The organism is Mesorhizobium sp. M2A.F.Ca.ET.043.05.1.1 (assembly GCF_003952445.1).
Classification (GTDB): Bacteria; Pseudomonadota; Alphaproteobacteria; order Rhizobiales; family Rhizobiaceae; genus Mesorhizobium.
Genome location: NZ_CP034446.1, coordinates 1,514,305 through 1,540,679 on the forward strand (window position 1 = coordinate 1,514,305; position 26,375 = coordinate 1,540,679).

Annotated in this window: 29 protein-coding genes and 1 tRNA gene; 20 read left to right on the plus strand and 10 right to left on the minus strand. The window is 63.8% G+C overall.

Going from position 1 to position 26,375, the window contains the following annotated elements; genetic code table 11:
• The first annotated feature begins 2 nt into the window (after positions 1–2).
• Entirely contained in the window at positions 3–473 is a 471-nt protein-coding gene (locus tag EJ069_RS07210; protein WP_126060713.1) for a DUF6882 domain-containing protein, read from the plus strand.
• Positions 474–579: 106 nt separating this feature from the next.
• Here EJ069_RS07210 and EJ069_RS07215 read toward each other — a convergent pair whose 3' ends face one another.
• The gene (locus EJ069_RS07215; RefSeq protein WP_126060714.1) at positions 580–1,032 is read right to left on the minus strand and encodes a BA14K family protein; all 453 of its coding nucleotides are present in this window, start codon (positions 1,030–1,032) and stop codon (positions 580–582) included.
• 280 nt (positions 1,033–1,312) lie between these two features.
• On the opposite strand from EJ069_RS07215, the gene EJ069_RS07220 reads away from it, so the two are divergent.
• From EJ069_RS07220 to EJ069_RS07230, 3 genes are all read left to right on the plus strand, one after another.
• Positions 1,313–1,388: transfer RNA gene (locus EJ069_RS07220), tRNA-Lys, on the plus strand.
• A 93-nt stretch (positions 1,389–1,481) separates the two neighbouring features.
• On the plus strand, positions 1,482–1,739 hold the full coding sequence (locus tag EJ069_RS07225; protein WP_126060715.1) for a hypothetical protein: 258 nt from the start codon (positions 1,482–1,484) through the stop codon (positions 1,737–1,739).
• A gap of 96 nt (positions 1,740–1,835) precedes the next feature.
• Positions 1,836–2,978 (plus strand): hypothetical protein, encoded by a 1,143-nt coding sequence (locus EJ069_RS07230; RefSeq protein WP_126060716.1) that lies wholly within the window; start codon positions 1,836–1,838, stop codon positions 2,976–2,978.
• Positions 2,979–3,006: 28 nt separating this feature from the next.
• Here EJ069_RS07230 and dprA read toward each other — a convergent pair whose 3' ends face one another.
• From dprA to EJ069_RS07250, 4 genes are all read right to left on the minus strand, one after another.
• Positions 3,007–4,134, minus strand: coding sequence for a DNA-processing protein DprA (gene dprA, locus EJ069_RS07235; RefSeq protein WP_126060717.1), 1,128 nt, complete (start codon positions 4,132–4,134; stop codon positions 3,007–3,009).
• Entirely contained in the window at positions 4,131–4,712 is a 582-nt protein-coding gene (gene plsY / locus EJ069_RS07240; protein WP_126060718.1) for a glycerol-3-phosphate 1-O-acyltransferase PlsY, read from the minus strand. Before plsY ends, dprA begins: the two co-directional genes overlap by 4 nt.
• A 185-nt stretch (positions 4,713–4,897) precedes the next feature.
• On the minus strand, positions 4,898–6,184 hold the full coding sequence (locus EJ069_RS07245) for a dihydroorotase (RefSeq protein WP_126060719.1): 1,287 nt from the start codon (positions 6,182–6,184) through the stop codon (positions 4,898–4,900).
• Complete coding sequence (locus tag EJ069_RS07250) at positions 6,181–7,161, minus strand: aspartate carbamoyltransferase catalytic subunit (RefSeq protein WP_126060720.1); 981 nt, start codon at positions 7,159–7,161, stop codon at positions 6,181–6,183. The genes EJ069_RS07245 and EJ069_RS07250 overlap by 4 nt, the downstream gene beginning before the upstream one ends.
• A 162-nt stretch (positions 7,162–7,323) precedes the next feature.
• On the opposite strand from EJ069_RS07250, the gene EJ069_RS07255 reads away from it, so the two are divergent.
• From EJ069_RS07255 to EJ069_RS07265, 3 genes are all read left to right on the plus strand, one after another.
• Complete coding sequence (locus EJ069_RS07255) at positions 7,324–8,952, plus strand: DNA alkylation response protein (RefSeq protein WP_126060721.1); 1,629 nt, start codon at positions 7,324–7,326, stop codon at positions 8,950–8,952.
• A gap of 169 nt (positions 8,953–9,121) precedes the next feature.
• Positions 9,122–9,682 (plus strand): hypothetical protein, encoded by a 561-nt coding sequence (locus EJ069_RS07260; protein WP_126060722.1) that lies wholly within the window; start codon positions 9,122–9,124, stop codon positions 9,680–9,682.
• A complete protein-coding gene (locus EJ069_RS07265; protein WP_126060723.1) occupies positions 9,682–10,023 on the plus strand; it encodes a DUF6105 family protein in 342 nt (113 codons plus the stop codon). Before EJ069_RS07260 ends, EJ069_RS07265 begins: the two co-directional genes overlap by 1 nt.
• Here the strand turns inward: EJ069_RS07265 and ruvX are convergent.
• On the minus strand, positions 9,965–10,447 hold the full coding sequence (gene ruvX / locus EJ069_RS07270; RefSeq protein WP_126060724.1) for a Holliday junction resolvase RuvX: 483 nt from the start codon (positions 10,445–10,447) through the stop codon (positions 9,965–9,967). The two genes, EJ069_RS07265 and ruvX, sit on opposite strands and share 59 nt — an antisense overlap.
• A 118-nt stretch (positions 10,448–10,565) precedes the next feature.
• On the opposite strand from ruvX, the gene EJ069_RS07275 reads away from it, so the two are divergent.
• The 5 genes from EJ069_RS07275 (at position 10,566) to EJ069_RS07295 (ending at position 14,530) form a co-directional block, all read left to right on the plus strand.
• Positions 10,566–11,273, plus strand: a complete 708-nt coding sequence (locus EJ069_RS07275) for a metal-dependent hydrolase (protein WP_126060725.1) — start codon at positions 10,566–10,568, stop codon at positions 11,271–11,273.
• A gap of 114 nt (positions 11,274–11,387) precedes the next feature.
• On the plus strand, positions 11,388–11,675 hold the full coding sequence (gene gatC / locus EJ069_RS07280) for an Asp-tRNA(Asn)/Glu-tRNA(Gln) amidotransferase subunit GatC (protein ID WP_040987223.1): 288 nt from the start codon (positions 11,388–11,390) through the stop codon (positions 11,673–11,675).
• Positions 11,676–11,678: 3 nt separating this feature from the next.
• Complete coding sequence (locus EJ069_RS07285; protein WP_126060726.1) at positions 11,679–12,137, plus strand: GNAT family N-acetyltransferase; 459 nt, start codon at positions 11,679–11,681, stop codon at positions 12,135–12,137.
• A complete protein-coding gene (locus tag EJ069_RS07290) occupies positions 12,137–13,702 on the plus strand; it encodes an amidase family protein (protein ID WP_126060727.1) in 1,566 nt (521 codons plus the stop codon). Before EJ069_RS07285 ends, EJ069_RS07290 begins: the two co-directional genes overlap by 1 nt.
• 30 nt (positions 13,703–13,732) lie before the next feature.
• A complete protein-coding gene (locus EJ069_RS07295) occupies positions 13,733–14,530 on the plus strand; it encodes a YdcF family protein (protein WP_126060728.1) in 798 nt (265 codons plus the stop codon).
• On the opposite strand, the gene EJ069_RS07300 is transcribed toward EJ069_RS07295, so the two are convergent.
• Entirely contained in the window at positions 14,503–15,222 is a 720-nt protein-coding gene (locus tag EJ069_RS07300; RefSeq protein WP_126060729.1) for a DUF599 domain-containing protein, read from the minus strand. The two genes, EJ069_RS07295 and EJ069_RS07300, sit on opposite strands and share 28 nt — an antisense overlap.
• Positions 15,223–15,401: 179 nt before the next feature.
• Between EJ069_RS07300 and EJ069_RS07305 the strand changes: the two genes are divergently transcribed.
• From EJ069_RS07305 to EJ069_RS07315, 3 genes are all read left to right on the plus strand, one after another.
• Positions 15,402–16,805 (plus strand): L-serine ammonia-lyase, encoded by a 1,404-nt coding sequence (locus tag EJ069_RS07305; RefSeq protein WP_126060730.1) that lies wholly within the window; start codon positions 15,402–15,404, stop codon positions 16,803–16,805.
• 84 nt (positions 16,806–16,889) lie between these two features.
• Positions 16,890–17,327 carry a DUF1489 family protein gene (locus tag EJ069_RS07310; RefSeq protein ID WP_126060731.1) on the plus strand — a complete coding sequence of 146 codons (438 nt, stop codon included), beginning with the start codon at positions 16,890–16,892 and terminating at the stop codon, positions 17,325–17,327.
• A 99-nt stretch (positions 17,328–17,426) separates the two neighbouring features.
• Positions 17,427–18,125, plus strand: coding sequence for a molecular chaperone DnaJ (locus EJ069_RS07315; protein ID WP_126060732.1), 699 nt, complete (start codon positions 17,427–17,429; stop codon positions 18,123–18,125).
• Between the two features lie 43 nt (positions 18,126–18,168).
• Here EJ069_RS07315 and EJ069_RS07320 read toward each other — a convergent pair whose 3' ends face one another.
• A complete protein-coding gene (locus EJ069_RS07320) occupies positions 18,169–19,593 on the minus strand; it encodes a D-alanyl-D-alanine carboxypeptidase family protein (protein WP_126060733.1) in 1,425 nt (474 codons plus the stop codon).
• A 287-nt stretch (positions 19,594–19,880) separates the two neighbouring features.
• Here EJ069_RS07320 and EJ069_RS07325 point away from each other — a divergent pair, with 287 nt between their 5' ends.
• The 5 genes from EJ069_RS07325 (at position 19,881) to EJ069_RS07345 (ending at position 24,574) form a co-directional block, all read left to right on the plus strand.
• Positions 19,881–20,210, plus strand: a complete 330-nt coding sequence (locus tag EJ069_RS07325; protein ID WP_042642580.1) for a phasin family protein — start codon at positions 19,881–19,883, stop codon at positions 20,208–20,210.
• A 277-nt stretch (positions 20,211–20,487) separates the two neighbouring features.
• Positions 20,488–20,814 (plus strand): ATP-dependent Clp protease adapter ClpS, encoded by a 327-nt coding sequence (gene clpS, locus EJ069_RS07330; protein ID WP_040972327.1) that lies wholly within the window; start codon positions 20,488–20,490, stop codon positions 20,812–20,814.
• Positions 20,815–20,820: 6 nt separating this feature from the next.
• A complete protein-coding gene (gene clpA, locus EJ069_RS07335) occupies positions 20,821–23,286 on the plus strand; it encodes an ATP-dependent Clp protease ATP-binding subunit ClpA (protein ID WP_042642578.1) in 2,466 nt (821 codons plus the stop codon).
• Between the two features lie 203 nt (positions 23,287–23,489).
• The gene (locus EJ069_RS07340) at positions 23,490–24,227 is read left to right on the plus strand and encodes an AzlC family ABC transporter permease (RefSeq protein WP_126060734.1); all 738 of its coding nucleotides are present in this window, start codon (positions 23,490–23,492) and stop codon (positions 24,225–24,227) included.
• Complete coding sequence (locus tag EJ069_RS07345) at positions 24,224–24,574, plus strand: AzlD domain-containing protein (RefSeq protein WP_126060735.1); 351 nt, start codon at positions 24,224–24,226, stop codon at positions 24,572–24,574. Before EJ069_RS07340 ends, EJ069_RS07345 begins: the two co-directional genes overlap by 4 nt.
• 12 nt (positions 24,575–24,586) lie before the next feature.
• Here the strand turns inward: EJ069_RS07345 and EJ069_RS07350 are convergent, their stop codons facing one another.
• The gene (locus tag EJ069_RS07350) at positions 24,587–25,015 is read right to left on the minus strand and encodes an HIT family protein (RefSeq protein ID WP_126060736.1); all 429 of its coding nucleotides are present in this window, start codon (positions 25,013–25,015) and stop codon (positions 24,587–24,589) included.
• 107 nt (positions 25,016–25,122) lie between these two features.
• Positions 25,123–26,337, minus strand: coding sequence for a GNAT family N-acetyltransferase (locus EJ069_RS07355; RefSeq protein WP_126060737.1), 1,215 nt, complete (start codon positions 26,335–26,337; stop codon positions 25,123–25,125).
• Positions 26,338–26,375 lie beyond the last annotated feature (38 nt).

Consider the following 26,375-nt stretch of genomic DNA (forward strand, 5'->3'; position numbering starts at 1 on the left):
AAATGCAGCCGGATTGGTATCCTGCATGGCGCGATGAGGCCTTTGAACAGCTCACCGCCAAGAACGCACGCCTGGCGAAGGATTTCCGCCTCGGCAACTGGTCGCGTTACGACTACGACTTGACGGCCGGAAAGCTAGTGTTTTCCGACCAGAGCGGCGTCAAGGTCGTTTCGGAAATCCAGATTGCGGGCTCCACCAGCGCCAAGGCCGGCAATTGGCTCTGGGCCTGGGCCAATTCGAATTGGCCTCCGGAATTCATAACTGACGCCCAGTCAGCCCGATCTTTCGGCAAGAAGCATGGCATCAGCGAGCTAACTAGAGACTATGTGACGAACGAAGATCTCAACGCACTCGGCTGGGAATTGACCTCAGTAGTGACTCGGATTTGCAACGCCTGCGGAGCCTATCGCTGTCCTCCTGATGACGGCGTAGGACTTTATCTGATCCTCAAGACCATTAGCTGGGCAAGCTGACCCGTGGGGCGCACTCAGTTCTTGAAATCCGGTTGAATGACAACGAGAAAGCCCGCGCCTTGCGGCGCGGGCTCAGTTAACGACCCTGGACACTGACTGGAGGCCGTCAGTAGGGCGAGACGCACTGCCGTCGCGGGCCGTTGTTGGGCTGGAATGTGTTGTCCGAGGCGCGATACGAGCGGTAGCGGTCATAGCACCACTGCACATGCGCATCGCCGCGATAGACACGATTGTTCTCGCTGTTGACGATGGCGCCGGTGATCAATGCGCCGGTGGCGAAAGCGGCCAGCGGGAACCAGTAGTCGCCATGCCGGCGATAGCCGTGGCGATATTCGCGATAGCCGCGATGGCCGTTCCAGTAGACAGCGTCACCACGACGCGAGAAATCCCGGTTGAAGCCGCGGTGCCTTCTCCAATCCCGATACTGCACGGTCTGGACATCCGACAGGGCCTGGGGTTGCGGCACATAAGCTGGCTGAGCGTTGACCGGCACCATCTCCGCCGCGATGAACGACGCCGAGAGAGCGGTTGCCAGCAGGCCCGATGCGATCTTGTTCATTACTCTTCTCCTCGAAGTTGATCGACGTCCCTGCTGCGAAAAGGGTCCGGGTTGCAAATTGTTCCCCTTTCAATCTCAACCCGCTGTTGTGGAGCTTTCTGACGCAATGCGGACCCGGATCATTGGCGCAGGCATCGAAAACCGCTCGCAACCAACCTCTCGGCGTCCGTTCGAACCCGTTCAAAAATCCGCCTTGGACGCCCGTCTTTTTCCGGTTGACCGGTCGCGGCACTCTCCCTATGTTCCGCGCAATTTCGAGGGCGGCGTTTCGAGCCCGCGGGAGCGCGTAGCTCAGCCGGTAGAGCAACTGACTTTTAATCAGTAGGTCATGGGTTCGAATCCCATCGCGCTCACCAAATTTGACCGTCCAAGATCGACCTGCCTCATGCTTCATAATTGACGATCGGAGCAGGGCCATTGTCCGCGTTGCCGATAAGGAACAAAAAGCCATGCTCGGCTGTTTCTTTGCCGAAGGGACCGCAAATCGGGATGCGGATACAGTGGACGTACTGAACTTGGAACTGGCGAGGGCCAGGCAGCGTGTCAAGCGCGCGGAGATTTCGCTCAATCACGCAAAACAACTGCTGGACGAGGAATGCGGCGTCGGGATCAATCTTGTGCTGTGCGACCGAATAAGGTCGGAACAGCAGCGGGTCGCGGAGGCCAGGAAGCGACTGGTGAAGATCGCTTCGACCGCCTCAGCCTGACGGTGTGACTTCCCCCAGATAAAGGTGATCCTGCCGCGTTGCCTTGTTCCTGGACAGGGTCATGGTTAAACTCGGGCCTCCGAGGGAGGCTCCACGATGGCACTTGACCTTTCGGTAGAGACCACGGCCCGTAAAGCGGCGACGCCGCCCGGCAAATATCTCTTCGGCCCGGTCGCCGATTTCCTCATGCTCGGCGGCAGCGCTTTTTTGATCCTGCCGGTGCTGTTCTTCGTGCCGCGCGACTATGAAGGTCCGCTAGCCGCGACGATGGTCGTCGTGGCCTATCTGGTGAACTATCCGCATTTCGCCCATTCCTACCAGATCTTCTATCGCAATTTCGGCCGCAAGGCGCGCGGCGAGGGATACGACAGGAGCCTGCAGCTTCGCTACATTTTCGCCGGCGTCATCGTTCCGGCGATCATGGCCCTGTTCTTCGCCTATGGCGCGGCGACGTCAAACACGCGGCTGCTCGGCTTCGCGGCCAATGCAATGTTCTTCTTCGTCGGCTGGCACTACGTCAAGCAGGGCTACGGCATGCTGATGGTCGACGCCGTGCTGAAACGCAAATTCTTCGACGGGCGCGACAAGAAGGTGCTTCTGGTCAACTCCTACGCGGTGTGGATCCTGGCCTGGCTGCAGACCAACACGGCGGTGACCGCGGGACAGTATTACGGGCTCCAGTATTACACCTTCGCCGCGCCGTCATGGATCACCGACATTGCCGTGCTGGCGGCCGTCGGATCGACGGCGGCCACGCTCCTGATGCTGGCCAGACGTTGGCGAAAGAATGGAGGCCTGCCGTATAACGGCATCGTGGCTTATGTCGCCTCGCTCTATCTCTGGATCCTGATTGCCAGGATAAACCCGCTCTGGCTGCTGGTGGTGCCGGCGCTGCACTCGCTGCAATATCTGGCCGTGGTCTGGCGCTACCAGACCAATGTCGAGCGCGACGTCTCGGATGCCGCGCGCGACCCGGAGCCGAAAATCCTATCGGTGCTCGGGCCTCGCTACAGGTTGCGGGTGCTGGGATTCATCATCGGCGGCGGCGCGCTCGGCTATCTCGGCTTCTGGCTTATCCCGTTCGTGCTGACCGCCCTGGTCCCCTATGACAAACAGGTCCTCGGTTCGTCGCTGTTCTTCTTCATCGTGCTGATTTTCATCAACGTGCACCACTATTTCCTCGACAATGTGATGTGGCGCCGCGGCAATCCGGAAGTGTCGAAATATCTGTTTCGATAAGGAAGTTGGCTCTGCCCCGTGTGACAAGTCATGCGATAAGCGACACATTCCCTCCGGCGTGACGCTCCAGCCGTCCGGCAAGGTCGAGCTCCAGCAGCACCATCGATATCTGCGCCGCACTCATGCCCGTGTGGCGGATGATGTCGTCCACCGCGATCGGCGTGGGGCCTAGCGCCTCCAGCACATCGGCGCGGTCGTTTTCACCGGGCGGCGGCAGGGTCGAGATGTCGGGCGCCTCGGCAAGCGGCGCGGTTCTTGGAGGGCGGGTGCCGGCAAGCGGCGCCAGCGCGCCGAGCACGTCGGCGGCTTCGGTGACAAGCGTGACGCCGTCCTTGAGCAGCGCGTTGCAGCCGGCGGCGCGCGGGTCGAGCGGCGAGCCCGGCACGGCAAAGACCAGCCGGCCCATGTCATTGGCGAGGCGGGCGCTGATCAGCGAGCCGGAACGTTGCGCGGCCTCGACCACCACCAGGCCGAGTGCCATGCCGGCGACAAGGCGGTTGCGGCGCGGGAAATCCTGGGCCCGCGGCTGCCAGGCGAAGGGCATTTCCGAAACGATGGCGCCGCCGCGATCGGCGATCTCGTCGCACAGGCCGGCATTCTCGGGCGGGTAGGGGACATCGAGCCCGCCGGCCAGAACGCCGATGGTTCCGGTCGAAACGCTGCCTTTGTGCGCGGCCGTATCGATGCCGCGCGCCAGGCCTGAAACGATGGCGTAACCTTCGCGGCCGAGGTCGGCCGCCAGCATGCGCGCCATCTTGATCCCGGCCAGCGACGCGTTGCGGGCGCCGACAATCGCCACCGCCGGCATACGGAAGACCGCGCCTTCGCCTTTCACCGCCAGCAGCGGCGGCGGATTGTCCAAGGTCTTCAGCAAGGTCGGATAATCGGCCTCGCCGATGCCGACGAAGCGGGCGCCGGCGCGCCGGGCGGCGTCCAGCTCGGCTTCGGCCTCGGCGACGGAGGGGATGCGGACGATGCGATTGGCGCCGCCGGAGATCATCAATTCGGGCAGCATTTCAAGCGCTGCTTCGGCCGAGCCGAAACGGTTGATCAGCTCGCGAAACGAAGCCGGACCGACATTGGGCGTGCGGATCAGCCGAAGCCAGGCAAGCCTCTGCCGGTCGCTGAGGCGCGGGCCGGCTGCCGGAGTGCTCATCCCTTCGCCCCGATCTTGCCTTCAGTTCCGGCCAGCAGCCGCGAGATGTTGGCATGGTGCTTGATGATGACGATCAGACTCATCACGGCGAACAGGCCGGCGATCTGCGGCGTGCTGATGAAATAGAGCGCGATCGGCACGATGACCGCCGCCGCCAGCGCGGCCAGAGAGGAGTATCGAAACAGAAAGGCCATGGCGAGCCAGACGACGGCGAAGACGAGCATGCCCTGCCAGGCAAGGCCGAGCAGGACGCCGAGATAGGTGGCGACGCCCTTGCCGCCCTTGAAGCCGAGCCAGACCGGGAAGAGGTGGCCGAGGAAGGCGCCGAACCCAGCCAGAAGTCCGAAGTCCGGCGAAAAATGCCCGGCTATGAGGGCGGCGGCGGTGCCTTTCAGCGCATCGAGCAGCAGCGTGGCGGCTGCGAGCCCTTTGTTGCCTGTCCTCAGCACATTGGTCGCGCCGATATTGCCGGAACCGATGTTGCGAACGTCGCCGAGACCGGCCGCGCGAGTGATCAGAAGTCCGAACGGTATCGAGCCGAGCAGATAGCCGAAGACGAGCGCGATCGCATATCCCATTGTTTCCCCCGTGTTCCTTCTTTGGCTCGCTCGCCTTAAGATTGATGCAATTTGCGTTATGCAACTCTGGTTTGCAATAGCCGGCGCCTGCGCGGGCATCAGTCGAGCATAATGGTAGAGTCGAGAGGGTTCGCCAAGCAACTCCGTGCCTGGCAGACTTGGCAGCGCTCAATGCGTCGGATGGTCTAGGCGGAAAAAACCGTGCGGCCCGCGACCACCGTCTGCAGGACCCTGCCCTGAAGACGCGCACCTTCGAAACAGGTGTTCTTCGAGCGCGAGCGCAGGCCGCTTTCGCTGACGATCCACGGTTCGTCGAGATCGACGACCGCAAGATCGGCCGGCGCGCCCGGCTGCAGCGTGCCGCCCGGCAGGCCGAACAATCTTGCTGGCGCCGTGGACAGCGTCTCGATCAGCCTGAGCAGCGGCACGTCGCCATTGTGGTAGAGCCGAAGCGCCGCGCCAAGCAGCGTCTCCAGCCCGATGGCGCCGGCGGCCGCGTCGGCGAAGGGCAGGCGCTTGGTGTCGACGTCCTGCGGGTCGTGCGAGGAAACGATGATGTCGATCGTGCCGTCCTTGATCGCCTCGATCATCGCCAGCCGGTCATCCTCGGCGCGCAAGGGCGGGGTCAGGCGGAAGAAGGTGCGGTATTCGCCGACATCGTTCTCGTTCAACGACAGATTGTGGATGGCCACACCCGCCGTGACATTGGCGCCGTCGGTCTTGGCCCGGTTCACCGCGCCCGCTGCCATCGCCGACGAGATTTTTGCCGCGTGGTAGGCGCCGCCGGTCAGCCGGGCCAGCGCCAGGTCGCGTTCAAGCGGGATGAGCTCGGCCTCGCGCGGAATGCCCGACAGGCCGAGCCAGCTCGCATAGAGCCCTTCGTTCATCACGCCGGATGAGGCGAGGTCCGCATCCTGTGTCTCGTGCGCGATCACGCCGCCGAAATCGCGGGCATAGGTGAGCGCGCGGCGCATCACCAGCGCGTTGGCGATCGTGTGGCGGCCGTCGGTGTAGGCGACGGCGCCGGCCTCGCGCAGCAGGCCGAATTCGGTCATCTCGCGGCCTTCAAGGCCCTTGGTGATCGCGGCCGCCGGGAAGATGTTGACGCTTGCGGTGTCGCGTGCCGTGCGCAGCACGAATTCGACCAGAGCCACATTGTCGATCACCGGATCGGTGTCGGGCATCATGACGATGGAGGTGACGCCGCCGGCCGCCGCAGCCACGCTTGCCGAGGCGATGGTCTCGCGATGCTCGCCGCCGGGTTCGCCGATGAAGACGCGCGCGTCGACAAGACCTGGAATGATCGTCTTGCCGGCGCAGTCGATGACGGTGGCGCCTTCGGGCGTCCCCTGGTTCAATGCCGCCTTTCCGGCCGCGGCGATCTTGCGGCCGTCGACGATGACGCTGCCGATCTCGTCGACGCCGCGCGACGGGTCGACAATGTGCGCCTTGCTGAAGACGGTCACGCTCATGCGCCGCGCCCCTCATGGTTGCGGCCCTCACAATTCCGACGGGGGTCGAGCAGCGCCTCCATGACCGCCATGCGCACGGCGACCCCCATCTCCACCTGTTCCTGGATGACGCTTTGCGGCCCGTCGGCGATTTCGGAGGCGATCTCGACGCCGCGGTTCATCGGACCGGGATGCATGACCAGCGCATCGTCCTTGGCGGCTTTCAGCTTTTCGGCATCGAGGCCGAAATAGCGGAAATATTCGCGGATCGACGGCACGAAGGCGCCTTCCATGCGCTCGCGCTGCAGGCGCAGCATCATCACGACGTCGGCGTCCTTCAGCCCTTCTGCCATCGAGCGCGCGACGATCACGCCCATCCGGTCGATGCCGGAAGGCAGCAGCGTCGAGGGCGCCACGACACGTACCTGCGCGCCGAGCGCATTCAACAGCATGATGTTGGAGCGGGCGACGCGCGAATGCAGGATGTCGCCGCAGATCGCCACGATTAGCTTCGACAGCGGGCCCTTGGCGCGGCGGATGGTCAGCGCGTCGAGCAGCGCCTGCGTCGGGTGCTCATGCGCGCCGTCGCCGGCATTGACCACCGAGCAGCCGACTTTCTGGGCGAGCAGGGCGGCGGCGCCGGCCGACTGGTGGCGGATGATCAGGATATCCGGCCTCATGGCGTTGAGCGTCATCGCCGTATCAATCAGCGTCTCGCCCTTCTTCACCGAGGAGCTCGCCACCGACATATTCATGACGTCGGCGCCGAGACGCTTGCCGGCCAGCTCGAAGGACGATTGCGTACGGGTCGATGCCTCGTAGAACAGGTTGATCTGGGTGCGGCCGCGCAGCGTCGAGGTCTTCTTTTCCGATTGCCGCGAGATCGCCACGGCCTGGTCCGCCCGATCGAGCAACAGCTCGATATCGGCAGGGGAAAGATCGCGGATGCCCAGAAGATGGCGGTGGGGAAAGAGCGGCAGGGACGAAGCGTCGGTCATCTCAAGGCGCTGCTATAGGGTGCGGTCCGGCCCGCCGCAAGCGCCAGCTTTGGATTGCGGGCGTTCTCCCCGGTATTTTCGTCGCGCGTGCCGTAATGCTTGGGCTATAAGGCCGGATGGCCTCGGATTCGTGATCGCGGCCTTGGGATGTAAGGAAGACGCGTGACCGACGAGGTGATCAACCAGCCGCCGCCGTTGACAGGCGGCAATGCATGGCGGGGCGATCCGTTGCTCATCCAGCTTGCCGAACGTTTTTCGGATCCCGTGCGCAAGGATCTCGACGGGCTTGGCCGGTTCGTGATGACGCAGGAGGCGCAGGAGCTTGCCCGCCTCGCCAACACCGACACGCCGAAACTGCGCACGCATGACCGCCAGGGCCGGCGCCTTGACCTTGTCGAATACCATCCGGCCTATCACGCCTTGATGCGTCGGTCAGTTGCCGGCGGCCTGCATTCTTCCGTCTGGGAGAACGGCGATGCCGAGATCGGCCGCCGCCATCAGGTGAGGGCGGCGCGCTTCTATCTGACCGCCGAGCTCGAGACGGGGCATCTGTGCCCCATAACCATGACCAGCGCCTCGCTGGCGGCGCTGATGGCGAGCCCGAAGCTTTTCCGCGAATGGGCGCCGCGCGTGACGACGCGCAAATACGACCAGACGCAGAAGCCGCCGGTGCAGAAGACCGGGCTGACGCTCGGCATGGGCATGACCGAGAAGCAGGGCGGCACCGATGTGCGCGCCAACACCACCAGGGCGGAGCGAACCGGCAGCGGCTTTTATCGGCTCACCGGCCACAAATGGTTCATGTCGGCGCCGATGTCGGACGCCTTCCTGGTACTCGGACAGGCGCCGGAGGGATTGTCCTGCTTCCTCGTGCCGCGCATCCTGGGCGACGGTTCCGGCAACGGCTTCCGCTTCCAGCGGCTGAAGGACAAGCTCGGCAACCGCTCCAACGCCTCGTCGGAGGTGGAGTTCGTCAATGCCATCGGCGAGATGGTCGGCGATCCGGGCGCCGGCGTGAAGACCATTATGGACATGGTGACGCTGACGAGGCTCGACTGCGCGGTCGCTTCGTCGGCGCTGATGCGGGCGGGGCTCGCCGAGGCCGTGCACCACACGCGCCATCGCCAGGTGTTCGGCTCGAACCTGATCGACCAGCCGCTGATGCAGCGGGTTCTGGCCGACATGGCGCTCGACGTCGCCGCGGCCACGGCGCTGTCGTTCCGGCTGGCGCGCTCCTTCGACGAGGCGGCCAGCGATCGCGGCGAGGCGGCCTTTGCCCGGGCCATGACGCCGGTCGTCAAATACTGGGTCTGCAAGATCGCGCCGGCGCTGCTCTACGAGGCGATGGAGTGCCTCGGCGGCAATGGCTATGTCGAGGAAGCGCCGCTTGCCCGCTACTACCGGGAGGCGCCGGTCAACGCGATCTGGGAGGGCTCGGGCAATGTCATGGCGCTCGACGTGCTGCGCGTGCTCGGCCGCGCGCCCGGGCTGTTCGAGGAAGTGCTCGCTGGCATCGACCGCGATCTCGGCACCGGCGGCCGCGGCACGATCGGCGTGCTGAAGGCCGCCATGCAGGTCGCCGCGACCGACCAGGGTTCGGCGCGCCTGCTCACCGAACAGCTCGCGCTTTCGGCCGCCGCGGCGGAGCTTCGCAGGCTGGGAGCAGGGCGGATCGCCGACGCCTTCGTCGAAACCCGGCTCGGCGGCCAGTGGCGCACCACCTACGGCATGCTCGATTCGCGCCATGATGCGCGCATGATCATCGACACGCTCTATCCGCCGGTGACCTGATCCGGCTCTGGCGACGGAGCATGATGCCATCCGCCAATTGTCGGCCTGTGGATAGCTGTTAACCTTAACAAATGGTTTCCATTGCGGCGGACCTTCGCAAAGCCCAATCTCCGCTTGTTGGAGTAGGGAAGGGTTAACCATGGCCCGGGCTCCGCGAAGCAGGATTCGTATGCGGCACGTCTTGAGCTCAGTTCTGGCCTTGCATTGGGCGGTGGTCTTTGCCCTGCTTGCCTATGTCTGCATGGACGGCAGCCGGGGCATAGCAGCGGCGCTTGGCGTGCTTGGCCTCTCGATCCAGGGCGGCCGGTTTCCGCAGCTTGAAAATGTCGCCGTGGTCGCGCCGCTTTCGGTCGCGCTCCTGACCGTCGCGGTGTTGTTCTGCTGGGCCTTTGTGGAAACGCTGCTCAACGGCCCGGCAAGGCCGGACGCAGGCGAAAGCGTTGCGCGGGTCGCTTTCATCTTCGCATCGTCGCTGCTTTCGCTGATTCTCATCGGCGGCGTGGTGCAAGGCATCGACGGCCTGTTCGTGATTGTCGGCATTCAGATGACGGCACTGCTTGCCTCCTATGTTGCGGTGACGGCCGAGCGCCGCTCCGCCCTTGCCGCGGCAATGAATTTGCCCCAAGGCGATGTTCGCGCCGCCTCGCGCATGGCGATGGGGGCCGCGCACAGCTCCTTGCTTTCGCGCATATCCGGCCGTCCGGAAAACAAGCCCGGAGGCAGGCGCTGATGCGCACGATATTCACACTCTGGGCTGCTCCGATGGCCATCTTCTGGGGATGGTTCTTCCTGTCGGCCAACGACATGAATTTCGGCTACGCGATGCTGAGCCGACAGGTGCACGATTTCGCCTTCCAGCTCTATGGCCAGATGCTCGGCGTCGACCCGGCCATCATACCGGGAATGGTGGCGCGGACCTGCGTTTTCGACTTCTTCCTGCTCATGGGGCTGTGGGCCTTCCGCCGCCGGCGCAACATCGCCGAATGGATAAGGCAGCGCCGGCAGGGCGACATCAGCCCCGATCGGCTCGGCCAAGCAACTGAAGTCGGTCCAACGCTCCCTGGAGAATAAAGGCGGCAGCCGCCGAATCGATCTTGCCGGCGCGCTTCTTGCGCGAGAAATCCATCTCGATCAGCGTCCGCTCGGCAGCGACCGTCGACAGCCGCTCGTCCCACAGCACGAAGGGCAGGTCGGAAAGCGGCGCCATGTTGCGGACAAAGGCGCGCGATTTTTGCGCGCGGGACCCTTCCGAGCCGTCCATGTTGACGGGAAGGCCAAGCACGATGGCGCCGACATTGTCCTTCGCGAGCTGAGCGAGCAGTTGGGCGGCATCGAGCGAAAATTTCTTGCGCAGGATGACCGGGCGCGGATGGGCGAAGGACAACCCACGATCGGAGACGGCCACGCCGATCGTCTTGTCGCCGAGATCGAGCCCGGCGAGCGCCTTGCCGTCGGCGAGACGCTCCGGCAGTTCCTCGATTGAAATAATGCCCAACGGCTTCCCCTGACATTTGGGCGTCACACATCCTTTTGGCGTTAGGAAGCGCCGTCCCACTTTAAATTTGCCGCCAGCGTTCTATCCTTTGGCAACGGGAAAATCGAGGAAAGCATTCATGAAACTGACCTGGTACGGGCATTCGGCATTCCGCGTCGAGACCAAGGACGCCACCATTCTCATCGACCCCTATCTGGTCGGCAATCCGTCCTGGACGGGCGGCTGGGAAGGCCCGGCGGAAGGTGTGACTCACGTTCTCCTGACCCACGGCCATAACGACCATGTCAGCGGCGCGGTCGAGGTGCTGAAGAAAAGCGGCGCCATGCTGGTCGCGAATTTCGAGATCTGCATGTACCTCGTCGGCCAGGGCGTCAGCGGCGACAAGATCAATCCGGGCAATATCGGCGGCACCGTCGATTGCGGTCCTTTCACCACGACGTTCGTCCAGGCGCTGCATTCGTCCTCCTTCGGCGGTGAAGGCGGCACCAACACCTATCTCGGCAATCCGGGTGGGCTCGTCCTGCATTTTCCCGAAGACAAGACGCTCTACCACATGGGCGACACCGACATCTTCTCCGACATGGGGCTGATCAACGAGCTGCACGAGCCAAAGGTCGGCATCGTGCCGATCGGCGACCGCTTCACCATGGGCGGCGCGGTGGCGGCCCTTGCCTGCCGTCGGTTCTTCGGCTTCGATACTGTTGTTCCCTGCCATTTCAGGACTTTCTCGATGCTCGACCAGACCGCCGACAAATTCGTCGCCGGCATGGAAGGCTCGGGCGTCAACGTGGCGCTGCCTGAGATCGGCAAGGCGATCACGATCTAGGTCGCCTCATCGACCATTGGGGGCAACGGCCGCAATCGCTCCGGCATCATGCATGTTGCGCGGCAGACGCCGCGCCGCTATAGCCCGCACTGGTTTTCCCGAGGCGAAAAGAACATGTCCGTTGATCTTCAGACCGTGAAGCGCGTCGCGCGCCTTGCCCGTATCGCGGTGAGCGAGGAGGATGCCGAGCGCATGACGGGCGAATTGAACGCCATCCTCGGCTTTGTCGAGCAATTGAACGAGGTCGATGTCTCCGGCGTCGAGCCGATGACCTCGGTCACGCCGATGGAGATGAAGAAGCGCCAGGATGTCGTCACCGACGGCAACAAGCCCGCCGACATCGTCGCCAACGCGCCGGCCACGGAAGAGAATTTCTTCCTCGTTCCGAAGGTGGTGGAGTAGATCGTGGCTGTCGAGATCGCCGTCGAGACGCCTCTGCAGGACGACGTGCGCGCGCTGGTCGCCGAACTCAACGCCGCGCTGCTCGAGCTGACGCCGGCCGAGCATTGCTATCACCTGACGGTCGAGCAGATGGCCGGGTCGGACACGACGGTGTTCATCGCGCGCGACAACGGCCTTGCCGTCGGTTGCGGCGCGCTGAAGCGCCACGACGAGGCGACCGGCGAGGTCAAGCGCATGTATACGCGGCCTTCGCATCGCGGCATGAAGATCGGCGCCGAGATCGTCGGGCGGGTCGAGGCGCTTGCCCGGCAGGAAGGGCTGACGCGCCTGGTGCTCGAAACCGGCGATCGCCATCCCGCCGCCTGGACCGTCTATGAGCGCGCCGGATTCACGCGTTGCGGACCGGTGCTGGATTATCCCGACTCCGAATGGTCGGTGTTTTACGAAAAGAGCCTTGCCTGATGAGCGATCTCACACATCTCACCATCTCCGAGGCCCGCGCCCAGCTGCGCGGCAAGGAGATCACCGCGGCCGAGATCACCGAGGCCTATCTGGCGGCGATCGAGCGCGCCAATCCGGTGCTCAACGCCTATGTGGCCGTCACCGCCGACAAGGCGCGCGACATGGCAAAGAACTCGGATGCCAAGCTTGCCAAGGGCGAGAGCGGCGCGCTGGAGGGTATCCCGCTCGGCATCAAGGACCTGTTCGCCACTGAAGGCATCCACACCCAGGCTTGCAGCCATGTGCTCGACGGCTTCAAGCCGCGCTACGAGTCGACCGTGACCAGCAATCTTTGGGCCGACGGCGCCGTCATGCTCGGCAAGCTCAACATGGACGAGGTCGCCATGGGTTCGTCGAACGAGACCTCCTATTACGGCCCGGTGATCAATCCGTGGCGGCGCTCGCGTGTCGATACGGTCGTCATGCCGACGACGCATCAGGGCGACGGCGGCTTTGTTTCAGCAGGCGGCACGAAGACGGCGCGAACTTTGGACAACGCCCAGCTGGTGCCGGGCGGTTCGTCCGGCGGCTCGGCGTCGTCCGTGGCCGCGTTTCTCTGCGCCGGCGCCACCGCGACCGACACCGGCGGCTCGATCCGCCAGCCCGCCGCCTTCACCGGTACGGTCGGCATCAAGCCGACCTATGGCCGCTGCTCGCGTTGGGGCATCGTTGCTTTCGCCTCGTCGCTCGACCAGGCCGGGCCGATCGCGCGCGACGTGCGCGACGCCGCGATCCTGTTGAAGTCGATGGCTTCCGTCGATCCGAAGGACACGACCTCGGTCGACCGCCCGGTACCGGACTATGAAGCGGCGGTCGGCAAGCCGATCAAGGGCATGAAGGTCGGCATTCCGAAGGAATACCGCGTCGACGGCATGCCGCAAGACATCGAGGCGCTCTGGCAGAAAGGCATTGCCTGGCTGAAGGATGCCGGCGCCGAGATCGTCGACATCTCGCTGCCGCACACCAAATATGCCTTGCCGGCATATTATATCGTAGCGCCCGCCGAGGCGTCGTCAAACCTCGCCCGCTATGACGGCGTGCGCTACGGCCTGCGCGTGCCCGGCAAGGACATCATCGACATGTATGAGAAGACCCGTGCCGCCGGCTTCGGCCGCGAGGTCAAGCGCCGCATCATGATCGGCACCTATGTGCTGTCGGCCGGCTATTACGATGCCTACTATCTGCAGGCGCAGAAGGTGCGCACGCTGATCAAGCGCGACTTCGAGAATGTCTTTGCCGCCGGCGTCGACGTCATCCTGACGCCTGCAACCCCGTCGGCCGCCTTTGGCATCGCCGACGAGGACATGGCCTCCGATCCGGTCAAGATGTATCTCAACGACATCTTCACTGTGACGGTGAACATGGCCGGCCTTCCCGGCATTTCCGTGCCGGCCGGCCTCGACGGCAAGGGCCTGCCGCTTGGCCTGCAGCTCATCGGCCGCCCGTTCGACGAGGAGACGCTGTTCCAGACGGCCAATGTCATCGAGCAGGCGGCGGGCAAATTTCAGCCGGAAAAATGGTGGTAGGGTCATACCTCATCTGACAGTGGGTGAGGGATGTTCTACTACTTGTCGAAAGTCTTCTGGTTCTTCGGCCAGCCGATCAATCTGGCGATCTTGCTGCTGCTTGCCGGACTGTCGGCAGCGCTGTTCAGGCGCCGTCGGCTGGCGGCGACGGGCAGCGTGGTCGGCATCGCGATCCTGGTTCTTTCGGCCTGGACGTCGGTCGGCGCGATGATGCTCAACCCGCTGGAAGAACGCTTTCCGAAGCCGCCATTGCCCGAGAAGGTCGATGGCATCGTCGTGCTTGGCGGCGGCTTCGAGGGCGCCATCAACCTGGCGCGCGGCGGTTATGAGCTGAACAGCGGCGGCGACCGCATGGTGGAGACGGCGATCCTCGCCAGGCGCTTTCCCCAGGCGAAGATCGTCGTGTCCGGCGGCAATGGCTCGCTTTTCCTCGACGGCGAGGGCGACGCCGACACGGCGCCGCGCCTGCTTGGCGCGCTTGGCGTCTCCGCCGATCGCCTGATCCTCGAGGACAAATCGCGCAACACCTACGAGAATGCGGTCTTCTCGCGAAAGCTTGTCGAGCCGAAGCCTGGCGAGACGTGGCTGCTGGTCACCTCGGCCTTCCACATGCCGCGCGCCAAGGCGCTGTTCGACAAGGCGGGCTTTGCAACCATTCCGTGGCCGGTCGATTATCGCACCTCGGGCAAGGAAGGCGTTGGCTTCTACCGCGACAATCCGATGGACTCCATACAGGCGACCACCATCGCGGTCCGCGAATGGATCGGGCTTTTCGCCTATAGGCTGTCCGGCAGGATCGATCAGCTTTTCCCCGGACCGGGCGGGTGACCGAGCACCGCCTGGCGCGCCGCTGAGAAGAACTGGCGGCGCACCAGCACCGCTAGAAGCACCAGCGTCGACATCACGAAGACGACCGGGTCGACGAACCAGCCGAGATAGCCGATCGAGAAGAAGACGGCGCGAAGCCCCGCGTTGAAGTGCTTGCCGGCGAGCACGTTCATGCGCGTCGCCCGCCACACCGCGGTTTCGCTGACCGGATTGCGCGAAGCAGGGCCATGCGGGGTCGGCACAGCGCCGATCAGGATCGAGCAATAGTTGAACAGCCGGTAGGCCCAGCCGAATTTGAAGAACGCGAAAGCCAGGATCAGCACCAGGCCGAATACCTTTGTCTGGAAGGTTTCGCGCGACGAAGCCTCGCCGAAGGGCAGGTCGGCCAGAACCTGGAGCACGCGGTCGGAGGCGCCGAGCAAAGCAAAGCAGCCGCCGAGCGCGATCAGGGAAGACGAGGCAAAGAAGGCGGTGCCTTGCTGCAGGCCGCCCATGATGGCGGTATCGACGATGCGGATTTCGCGCTCGGCCATGTTGCGCATCCAGGCCTCGCGCTGGACATTCATTGCGGTCGTCAGCGAGACGCGGCTGATCAGCTTGCCGTCGGAGGCGAGCGTGTGCAGCACCCAGACGACCAGGAAGAAGGTCAAAGCCGCCAGATCTGCCAATGAGAGATGGAGTGAGTCGCCCATGCGTTCTTGTAACACAGGCGACGCCGGCGCTTCGACGGGGCAGGAGGCCTCGGCAGGATGATGTCGCTGGCGGAGCAAACAAGGTCGGCAGCCGCCGCGCCGCGACTTGCAAAACAGCGGAAACATCCAGGGAATTCCTATATGTAAGTTTCTGACCGGCGCTCAGGAGACAACGGCCCGTGTTCCTTTCGGTTTTCGACCTGTTCAAGATCGGCATCGGCCCTTCGAGCTCGCACACGATGGGGCCAATGACGGCTGCGCGCCGCTTCCTCGACGAGATCCTGGCCGGCGACTGGCCGCGGCCGGCAGGCGTCAAAGTCGATCGCATCGGCGCCAGCCTGCATGGCTCGCTTGCCTATACCGGCATCGGCCACGGCTCGGATCGCGCCGTCATCCTCGGCCTGGCCGGCCAGACGCCGCAGACGGTCGATCCGGACGAGGCCGACGGCATCGTCGCTCGCATCGGCGCCGAGAAGCGGATTTCGCCGCCGGGGCACCCGATATACCGTTTCGATCCAGCCAAGGACCTCGTGCTCGACCGCAAGACGCCGCTGACCGGCCACGCCAACGGCATGGCCTTCTATGCCTATGATGTGTCCGACCGCCTGTTGCTCAAGCGCATCTATTATTCGATCGGCGGCGGCTTCGTCGTTTCCGAGGAAGAATTGCAGCGCGTGAAGGCCAAGGGCTCGGTGACGACCGAGGGCAGACGAGTGCCGTATCCCTTCAAGAACGCCGTCGAGATGCTGGCGATGGCGGCCAAGAGCGGGCTCTCGATCGCCGAGATGAAGCGCGCCAACGAGGAAAAGCATATGTCGCGCGAGGAGCTCGACGAAGGCCTCGACGCGATCTGGGGCGCGATGAAAGGCTGCATCGACCGCGGCCTGTCGCAGGACGGCATCATGCCGGGCGGGCTGAAAGTTCGCCGCCGCGCGCGGCAATTGCACGACAAATTACAGGAACAGTGGCAGCAGAACCGGCCCAACCCCTTGCTGGCCAATGACTGGCTGTCGATCTACGCCATGGCGGTCAATGAGGAGAACGCCGCCGGCGGCCGCGTCGTCACGGCGCCGACCAATGGCGCCGCCGGCACGCTGCCGGCGGTGCTGCGCTATTGGCTGCATTTCCATCCCGAAGCCGATCAGCCAAGCATCCGCGATTTCCTGCTGACGGCCGCGGCCGTCGGCGGCATCATCAAGTCCAACGCGTCGATTTCGGGCGCAGAAGTCGGTTGCCAGGGCGAGGTGGGTTCGGCTTCGGCCATGGCCGCCGCCGGTCTTTGCGCCGTGATGGGCGGCACGCCGGAGCAGGTCGAGAACGCCGCCGAGATTGCGCTGGAGCATCATCTCGGCATGACCTGCGATCCGGTCGGCGGCCTGGTGCAGGTGCCCTGCATCGAGCGCAATGCCCTTGGCGCGGTAAAGGCCGTGACGGCCGCTTCCTTGGCCATCAAGGGCGACGGCACGCATTTCGTGCCGCTCGACGCCGCGATCGAGACCATGCGCCAGACCGGCCTCGACATGAACGAGAAGTACAAGGAAACCAGCCTCGGTGGTCTGGCGGTGAACGTGGTGGAGTGCTGAGGTCTTACGGACACTCCAGGCTGGCCCTGTGGAGAAGTCTCTCAAGGCGTTGACGCGTCAACCCTCGCGGCTAAATCTTGGGGCATGTCACTCAATCTTCTAAAACTGTGCGTCGGCTGCGACAGCGTCGAGGATCTCGAAGAGTGGATCGCCTTCCGCCTCGACGAGCGGCGCCGTGCCGGCGAGCCGGCCGAGCACTGGCACACGACCCGCATGGTGCCGACGCGCGGCAGCGAGATCACGGACGGCGGCTCGCTCTATTGGGTGATCAAGGGCAGCGTCCAGTGTCGGCAACTGATCACCGAGATCCGGCCCTTCACCGACGCTGAAGGTATCGGCCGCTGTCATCTGGTGCTCGATCCCGAGGTCGTGCGCACCGACTGGCAGCCGCGGCGCGCCTTCCAGGGCTGGCGTTACCTCAAGCCCGCCGATGCGCCGGCCGATCTCGGCAAGGGCAGGGCGGCACTCGCCGAGATGCCGCCGAAGCTGAGGCTCGAACTCGCCGAACTCGGCCTGCTCTAAGCGCTGGCCCTTCGGCTCGCTGAGCGTGGGGCTTGCAAGCGCCGGACCTAGGTCCCATCCTATTCCTATGCTCAGTCATCCGTATGGCGGCGCAAACCGATGGGTGTGATCCTCGCATTGGCGGCAATCCTTGTGGTGCTTTTTGGCGCCGCGTTGCTCTTTGTGCGTGCTGATGCGGCGAGGATGGCCGACGGTCTGCGATCGCTCGGGCCGGCTTTGCTGGGGCTGGTCGGCGCGCCCATGCTGGTCTTCGGCCGCAGCCTCATCGGCGGACTGCTTCTGCTCGCGGCGCTCGCCTGGGTCGGCTGGATTCGCACGAGACGGCCTCCGGCGCGGGCCGCCGCTTCCAAGCATTCGACGGTGCGCACCGCCGCGCTCGAAATGGACCTCGACCATGACAGCGGCAGGCTCGAGGGGCTTGTTCTGGCCGGGCGCTATGAAGGCAAGATGCTTGGCGCGATGGGGCTGACGGATCTGCGCCAGCTTTATGGCGAGCTCAGCCCCGATCCGGAGAGCCGTCAGCTCCTAGAGACGTATCTTGACGGCCGTTTTCCCGTCTGGCGCAAGGACGCGCAGCCGCACAGTGACGAAGGGCTGGGTGTTGCGCCAGGTGCGGGCGCCATGACTAAGGAGGAGGCCTACAAGGTCCTTGGTCTTGAAGCGGGGGCCGCCGCGGCGGATATCCGCAAGGCGCATCGCCGCCTGATGCAGCGCCTGAACGCCGATGTCGGCGGCACGTCTGTCCTGGCGGCGCGGATCAATGAAGCCAAGGACGTCCTGCTCTCCAATCACGATTAGTCTCCTTCGACGCCGGTACCTTCCGGGAGATTTGAACAGCCGCCTATTGCTCGACGGCGTAGCACGAGATTTTCTTGCGCTTCAGGGCATCGCAGGCCTTCCAGGCGGCATTCTTCGAGCCGAAGCCGCCGAAGCGGGCGCGGTAAAAGGTGACGCCATCCTTATCGAAGGCGACGGTGAAGCCGGAAGCATCGGCGAGGACCTTCGGCGCCTGCTTGGCGGTCTGATCGAGAAGGCTCTGAGCTCCGGATTTGGTGGGCGAGGAAGCAACCTGAACCACCCAGCCTGACGGCACCGACGACGTCTTCACCGGATCGATTGCCGGCGCGGCAGGTGTCGGTTCGGCATAGGCCGTGACCGCCTGCGACGTGGTCTCCTGCGGCTTGGCAGCCGGCGCCATGGCGGCCACCGCAACCGTCTTCACCTTCCTGACCTGGATCACGGGCTTCGTCTCTTCGGCGACCTGTTGGGTGTCGTCCTGGACGTCATCGGCCGAGGCAACGACAGTGTCGTCCGTCGCCGGCTTTTCGTCCGGTGTCGGTGCGTCATGCTTGGGCAAAAAGACCTTGGCCAGCGTCTTGATCGGATTGTCATTGCCCTTGGCGATGAGATCGCCGCCGCCGCGCGTCGAGGCGCGCGGCAGATAGGTGGTGATCAGCGCGGCCATCTGGTTGTCGCGGCTGCGGCCGGAAGCGCCGCCCATCACCACCGCGACGAGGCGGCGGTCGCCGTCGGCGACGGAGGAGACGAGATTGTAACCCGACATGCGGGTGTAGCCGGTCTTGATGCCGTCGACGCCCTTGATGCGGCCAAGCAGGCGGTTGTGGCCGTTGATGCGCTGGCGGCCATACATGAACGAGCGTTGCGAGAAATAGCCGTAATATTGCGGGAAGTGCTCGCGCAGCGCTATGCCAAGCATCGCCATGTCGTGCGCCGTTGTGAACTGGCCCGGATCGGGCAGGCCGTTGGCGTTGCGGAAGACGGTGCCGTTCATGCCGAGCTGGCGCGCCTTGGCCGTCATCATACGGGCGAAATTGTCCTCGCTGCCGCCGAGCAACTCGCCGAGCGCCGTGGCCGAGTCGTTGGCCGACTTCGTCACCATCGACAGGATCGCGGTCTCGACCGGAACCGAGCCGCCGGCGCGCACACCGAGCTTGGTCGGCGGCTGGGCCGCGGCGTGCGCTGAGTAAGGCACCGGCGTGTTCTTGCTGACCCGGCCCTTCGCCAGCGCCTCGAAGGTGAGGTAGAGCGTCATCATCTTGGTGAGCGAAGCAGGGTAGCGCCGGCCATTGGCGTCGGCTGAATAGAGCACCTTGCCGGTCTTGGCATCCACGACAATGGCCGCGGACTTTGCGGCAAGGGCCGACGCCACATCGGCAGCGATAATCGTCATCGCCAGCACGGCGACCATGACTGCCTTGAAGGAGAATGAGGATTTGGAGACCAGCCCCGACAACGCCTGACGCACCGTTACTTACCCTGAAATTTTCGTTGCCCCGGAGGCGGCTACGGGAGTGCCTGCCTCACTTCCGGCCAAGCTATCGCGGTCAGCGTTACCAATCCGTTTATGGTAACCGCCGCGTTCACCATTTTTCGGCAAATCGAGCTTCTCTTTAATCGAATTTTACCGGCCGGCGCGCTGGAGCCCCTGCGCAACAAGGGATTCTTGACTTTTGTGCGTTGCACAATATATTAAGGTGCATTGCACAAGGGCGCCCGGGGCAAAAAGGGCGTTTCAACCAAGGGAAGTATGAAATGACCCAGACCTATGAGGACTTCACGAAATACGGCAAGGAGTTTGCCGACACCGGGCTGAAGAGCTTTGCCTCGCTCACCAAGGGCGCGCAGGCGATCGCCACCGAAGCCGGCGAATACACCAAGAAGAGCTTCGAGGCCGGCAGCGCCGCCTTCGAGAAGCTGTTCGCGGCCAAGTCGATCGAGAAGGCCATCGAGATCCAGACCGATTACGCCAAGCAGAGCTATGAGAGCTTCGTGGCCGAGGCCAGCAAGATCGGCAATCTCTATGCCGAGCTCGCCAAGGAGGCTTACAAGCCGTTCGAATCGGTGGTCGCCAAAGCGAAGTAATTTCGCCGGATCATATCCGATACGGCCAGCCGGCCTGTGAAAAGGACCCGGTCGCGGTAGCGCGGCCGGGTTTTTTCGTGGCCGATCGCAACCCGATGCACATTGCCGCATTCACGATTGAGAAATTCGCTGAGGTTTGCCCACCTAGCCATATTGTCAGCTAAACAGAAGGGCTTAAAATCGTCCATCGAGAACCTACATGTTGAACTCGCATGAGGATTCGAAAAGGCTGGACTACGTGACGATCGGTTTGACTGCCACGGCAGGCGTGGTGCGAATGCAAAGTGACGGGGACCGCAACGATCCCGGTCGCGGTACTGCTGTCATCACGCGCACCAAGACCAAGACCAAAAAGCCCAGTCTCTACCGGGTCCTCATTCTGAACGACGACTACACTCCCATGGAGTTCGTCGTTCACGTCCTTGAGCGTTTTTTCCAAAAGGACCGCGAGGCCGCCACACGCATCATGCTTCATGTTCACAATCATGGAGTGGGCGAGTGCGGCGTCTACACATTCGAGGTGGCCGAGACCAAAGTGTCCCAGGTCATGGATTTCGCCCGACAGAATCAGCATCCGCTGCAATGCGTGATGGAGAAGAAGTGAGGTAACATGCCGGCTTTCTCCCAAGGCCTGGAAAAGGCGCTACATCAGGCGCTGACATTCGCCAACGAGCGGCATCATGAGTATGCGACGCTCGAACATCTGCTGCTTGCCCTGATCGACGACACAGAGGCGGCCGCCGTCATGCGCGCCTGCAATGTCGATCTCGACGAGCTCAAGCACACCGTTCTCACCTATATCGACACCGAGCTGGACAACCTCGTCACCGGCTACGACGAGGATTCCAAGCCGACGGCAGGCTTCCAGCGCGTCATCCAGCGCGCCGTGATCCACGTGCAGTCGTCCGGCCGCGAGGAAGTGTCCGGCGCCAACGTGCTCGTCGCCATCTTCGCCGAGCGCGAGAGCCACGCCGCCTATTTCCTGCAGGAACAGCAGATGACCCGCTACGACGCGGTCAACTACATCTCGCACGGCATCGCCAAGCGCCCGGGCGCTTCGGAATCCCGCACGCCGCGCGGCGCCGAGGACGAGCAGGGCGGCCAGAACGGCGCCGAGCCGCAGGAGGAAAACGGCAAGAAGAAGCAGCAGGACGCGCTGACGGCCTACTGCGTCAACCTCAACAACAAGGCCCGCGCCGGCAAGATCGACCCGCTGATCGGCCGCGACAGCGAGATCAACCGCACCATCCAGGTGCTGTGCCGCCGCTCCAAGAACAACCCGCTCTATGTCGGCGACCCCGGCGTCGGCAAGACGGCGATCGCCGAAGGCCTGGCCAAGCGCATCGTCGAAGGCGATGTGCCGGAAGTGCTGCAGGACGCCACCATCTTCGCGCTCGACATGGGCACGCTGTTGGCCGGCACCCGCTACCGCGGCGACTTCGAGGAGCGGCTGAAGCAGGTCGTGAAGGAGCTCGAGGACTATCCGGGCGCGGTGCTGTTCATCGACGAGATCCACACCGTGATAGGGGCCGGCGCCACTTCGGGCGGCGCGATGGATGCGTCGAACCTCCTGAAGCCGGCGCTGTCGTCCGGCGCGATCCGCTGCATCGGCTCGACCACCTATAAGGAATTCCGCCAGTTCTTCGAGAAGGACCGCGCGCTTGTACGGCGCTTCCAGAAGATCGACGTCAACGAGCCGACCATCGAGGACGCCATCGAGATCATGAAGGGCCTCAAGCCCTATTTCGAGGAGTTCCACAAGGTCCGCTACACCAGCGAGGCGATCAAGGCCTCGGTCGAGCTGTCGGCCCGTTACATCAGCGACCGCAAGCTGCCGGACAAGGCGATCGACGTGATCGACGAGACCGGCGCCTCGCAGATGCTGGTGCCGGAGGCCAAGCGCAAGAAGACGATCGGCATAAAGGAGATCGAGGCGACGATCGCCACCATGGCGCGCATCCCGCCGAAGACGGTCTCGGCCGATGACGAGAAGGTGCTGCAGGGTCTGGACGTCGAGCTGAAGCGCGTCGTCTACGGCCAGGACACCGCGATCACCGCGCTCACCTCGGCGATCAAGCTGGCGCGCGCCGGCCTGCGTGAACCGGAGAAGCCGATCGGCTCCTACCTGTTCTCGGGTCCGACCGGCGTCGGCAAGACGGAAGTCGCCAAGCAGCTTGCCGCCTCGCTCGGCGTCGAGCTAATCCGCTTCGACATGTCGGAATACATGGAACGCCACACCGTCTCGCGGCTGATCGGCGCGCCTCCCGGCTATGTCGGCTTCGACCAGGGCGGCCTGCTCACCGACGGCGTGGACCAGCATCCGCATTGCGTGCTGCTGCTCGACGAGGTCGAGAAGGCGCATCCGGACCTGTTCAACATCCTGTTGCAGGTGATGGACCATGGCAAGCTGACCGACCATAACGGCAAGCAGATCGACTTCCGCAACGTGATCCTGATCATGACCACCAATGCGGGTGCGTCGGATGCGCAGCGCGCGGCGATCGGCTTCGGCTCGACCAAACGCGAAGGCGACGACGTCGAGGCGATCAACCGGCTGTTCACGCCGGAGTTCCGCAACCGTCTCGACGCGATCATCCCGTTCGGCTCGCTGCCGGTGCCGGTGATCCATCAGGTGGTGCAGAAGTTCGTCATGCAGCTCGAGGCCCAGCTCTCCGAGCGTGGCGTCACCTTCGATCTGTCGCAGGACGCGATCGCCTGGCTGGCCGACAAGGGCTATGACGAGCGCATGGGCGCCCGTCCGCTCGGCCGGGTCATCCAGGAGCACATCAAGAAGCCGCTGGCGGACGAGGTGCTGTTCGGCAAGCTAAAGAAGGGCGGCACGGTGCGCGTCACCGTCGAGAAGAAGGAAACCGGCGAGTCCGGCCTGAAGCTCGAATCGCTCGCCGACGAGTCGCCCGTGCAGCCGAAGAAGGAAGAGCCGGAAGACGCGCCGAAGCCGAAGAAGGCGGTGGCCAAGAAGCCTGCGCCCAAGAAGGCGGTGGCGCAGAAGCCGGAGCCGAAGGGCAAGGACGGCAACAAGCGCAGCCTTGTGCCGCAACTGCCGCGCAAGGGCTGATCGGCCTTATCCCGAATTGCAGAAAAGCCCCGGCGACGGGGCTTTTTTGCAGGGAAAGACGTTGGAAATCGGCCGGGTTGTCCTTAACAGTGCGCGTGGCCGATGTCCTCCAACCGCCAACAGATTTTCCTGGATCAATGGAAAGACGATGCGCCCGTGCCGGTGTGGTCGCATCCTATGGCCGCGCATGCTATGGCCGGCACATGTCGACTTGGACCTCGGACGTCACAGCGCCTCGTTCCACTTGGTTCCTGCGTGGTGCCCGCGCGGCCTTTTCCCTGCCTGGCCTGATCCTCGTCAGCTCGTTCATTGGCTTTGCCGCCCTGGCGAAAGACGCCGGGGTCACGGTGGCACAGGCCGCTTTCATGACCGGAACGGTGTGGGCGCTGCCATCCATGGTCGTGCTGGTGGGCGCGATCGCATCGGGAGCGGCGCTGCCGGCGGCGATGTTGGCCGTCACGTTGTCCGCCATACGTCTGATGCCGATGGTGATGGCGCTGGCACCCGAGATGCGCACCGGGAAAACCCGGCAATGCGTGCTCTATCTCCTGGCGCATTTCGTGGCCGTGACCTCCTGGGTGCTGGCCATGGAGCGCCTCAAGCGCGTCCCGCCTCAACTGCGTACGACTTACTATGCCGGCCTCGGCGGCACGCTGGTGACGACGAATGTCATCGTCGTGAGCGTCGTCTATGCAGTGGCGGATGCGCTGCCGTCCGCCGTTTCGGCGGCGTTGCTGATGTTGACGCCGATGTATTTTCTGACCTCGTTGTGGGGGTCCGCACGCGAACGGGCAGGGCATGTCGCAATGGTCCTGGGCCTCGTCCTCGGACCGGTCTTCCACATAGTGTTGCCGCAGGTCGATCTGCTGGTTGCCGGACTGATCGGCGGCACGGTCGCCTATGGCTTGCAATTTTGGCGGCGCAAGGTGCGCACGGCGTGAGCTACTTTTCTAGCGGCGCCTGGTGGTGGCCATACATGTTCATTCTCGTCGCCGGTTTCGCCGCGACGGATATCTGGCGCTTCCTCGGTGTCTATCTTGGCGGCAAGCTTTCCGAAGATTCAGACCTGTTGGTGCTGGTTCGCACCATGGCGACGGCGCTTGTTGCCGCCGTCATCGGCAACCTGATTGTCTTTCCAGGCGGCGCGCTTGCGCACACTTCGCTTGGCTTGAGGATAGCGGCGGCGGCCCTGGGTTTCGTCGCCTATCTGGTGTCGGGAAAGCGCATGGTGGTCGGCATCGCCACAGCCGAGTTTCTGCTGCTGGCGGGACTTTATCTGAACTTTTGATTTCGCCCCATCTCAGTCCGCCAGAGCCGCTCGGATCTTGCCGGCGTTCTCGGCCAGCACCTCCGGCTTCTCCATCTGGCCGGAATGCGGCTTCAGCGGCACGCCCTCGAAGCGCGGCACGACATGGACATGGAGGTGGTAGACGGTCTGCCCGGAAGCCGGCTCGTTGAACTGCATGATGGTGACACCGTCGGCGTTGAAGGCCTTTTTCACCGCCACGGCTATTTTCTGGACGACCGCGAACAGCGGGCCGAGCGTTGCCGGATCGGCGTCGAGCATGTTGCGCGACCGCGCCTTGGGCACCACCAGCGTGTGGCCCATGCCCTGCGGCATCACATCCATGAAGGCGACGATTGCATCGTTCTCATAGACGCGGTGCGAGGGGATTTCGCCGCGCAGGATTTTCGCGAAGATGTTGCCGGGATCATAGGCTTCGGCCATGGGTGACACTCCCAATTGCATTCGCCGTCCGGTGTAGCGAAGCCGCCGGTGGGCGGCAAGGCGTTCAGGCGAGATCGGCCGCCAAGCCGCCTTTTCGCTGCCCAGGATTATTCGCCGAGATCCTTGCGGAAGGGCGTGTGCTCTTCGAGATACTCGCCCATGCGTTCGACTTCGCGCCGCTCGCGCCTGAGATAATCAGCGACGGCGTTGCGCAAGCCGGGATGGGAAATGTAGTGCGCCGAATGCATGGTCACGGGACGGTAGCCGCGCGCCAGCTTGTGCTCGCCCTGCGCGCCTGCCTCCACCACCTTGAGCTTGCGCTCGATGGCGAAGTCGATGGCCTGGTGGTAGCAGACCTCGAAATGCAGGAAAGGGTGGTCCTCGATGCAGCCCCAGTTGCGGCCGTAGAGCGCATCGGAACCGATGAAGTTGATGGCGCCGGCAATGTAGCGGCCATTGCGCTTGGCCATCACCAGAAGAATATCGTCGGCCATGCGCTCGCCGATCAGCGAGAAGAACTGCCGGTTGAGATAGGGCCTGCCCCATTTGCGGCCGCCGGTATCCATGTAGAAGGCGAAGAAATCATCCCAGGCGCTTTCGGTGATGTCCTTGCCGGTCAGCCAATCGATCGAGATGCCGTTAACCAACGCCTCGCGGCGCTCCTTCTTCATCGCCTTGCGCTTGCGTGAGGCAAGGGTGGCGAGGAAGTCGTCATAGGTCGAAAAGCCTTCGTTGAAGAAATGGAACTGCTGGTCGGTGCGATGCAGGAAGCCCGCCGCCTCCAGCGTCGCGACGTCGGGCTCGCTGGCGAAGGTGACATGCGCGGAAGAGACACCGAGCTTGTCGGTCACGAGTTTCAATCCCTCCGCCAGGCCTGCCCGTACCGCACCTTCATTCTCGCCTTTGCTGACAAGCAGGCGAGGGCCGCTCACCGGCGTGAACGGCACCGAGCATTGCAGCTTGGGATAGTAGCGGCCGCCGGCGCGCTCGAAGGCGTCCGACCAGCCATGGTCGAAGACATATTCGCCCTGGCTGTGCGATTTGAGATAACAGGGGACAGCGCCGAGAAGCCTGCCTTGCGCGGTTTCAAGTCTAAGGTGATGACCTTGCCAGCCGGTGCGCCGAACAGCACAGCCGGAATCTTCCAAGGCGCTCAGAAAGGCGAATGAAACCAGAGGGTTGTAGCCGTTTTCTTTATCGCCGCGCGTGGTCCCGGCAAAGCCGTCCCATTCCGCACAGGTGAACGCGCCGATGCCTGCCGCGACGCGGATCGCATAATCCGCATTCGCTGCCCGTCCATCATCGTCGTCGCCTTGATCCATGGGGCTTATTTAAGCGTCCTCAAGGACGCTGCAAGTCA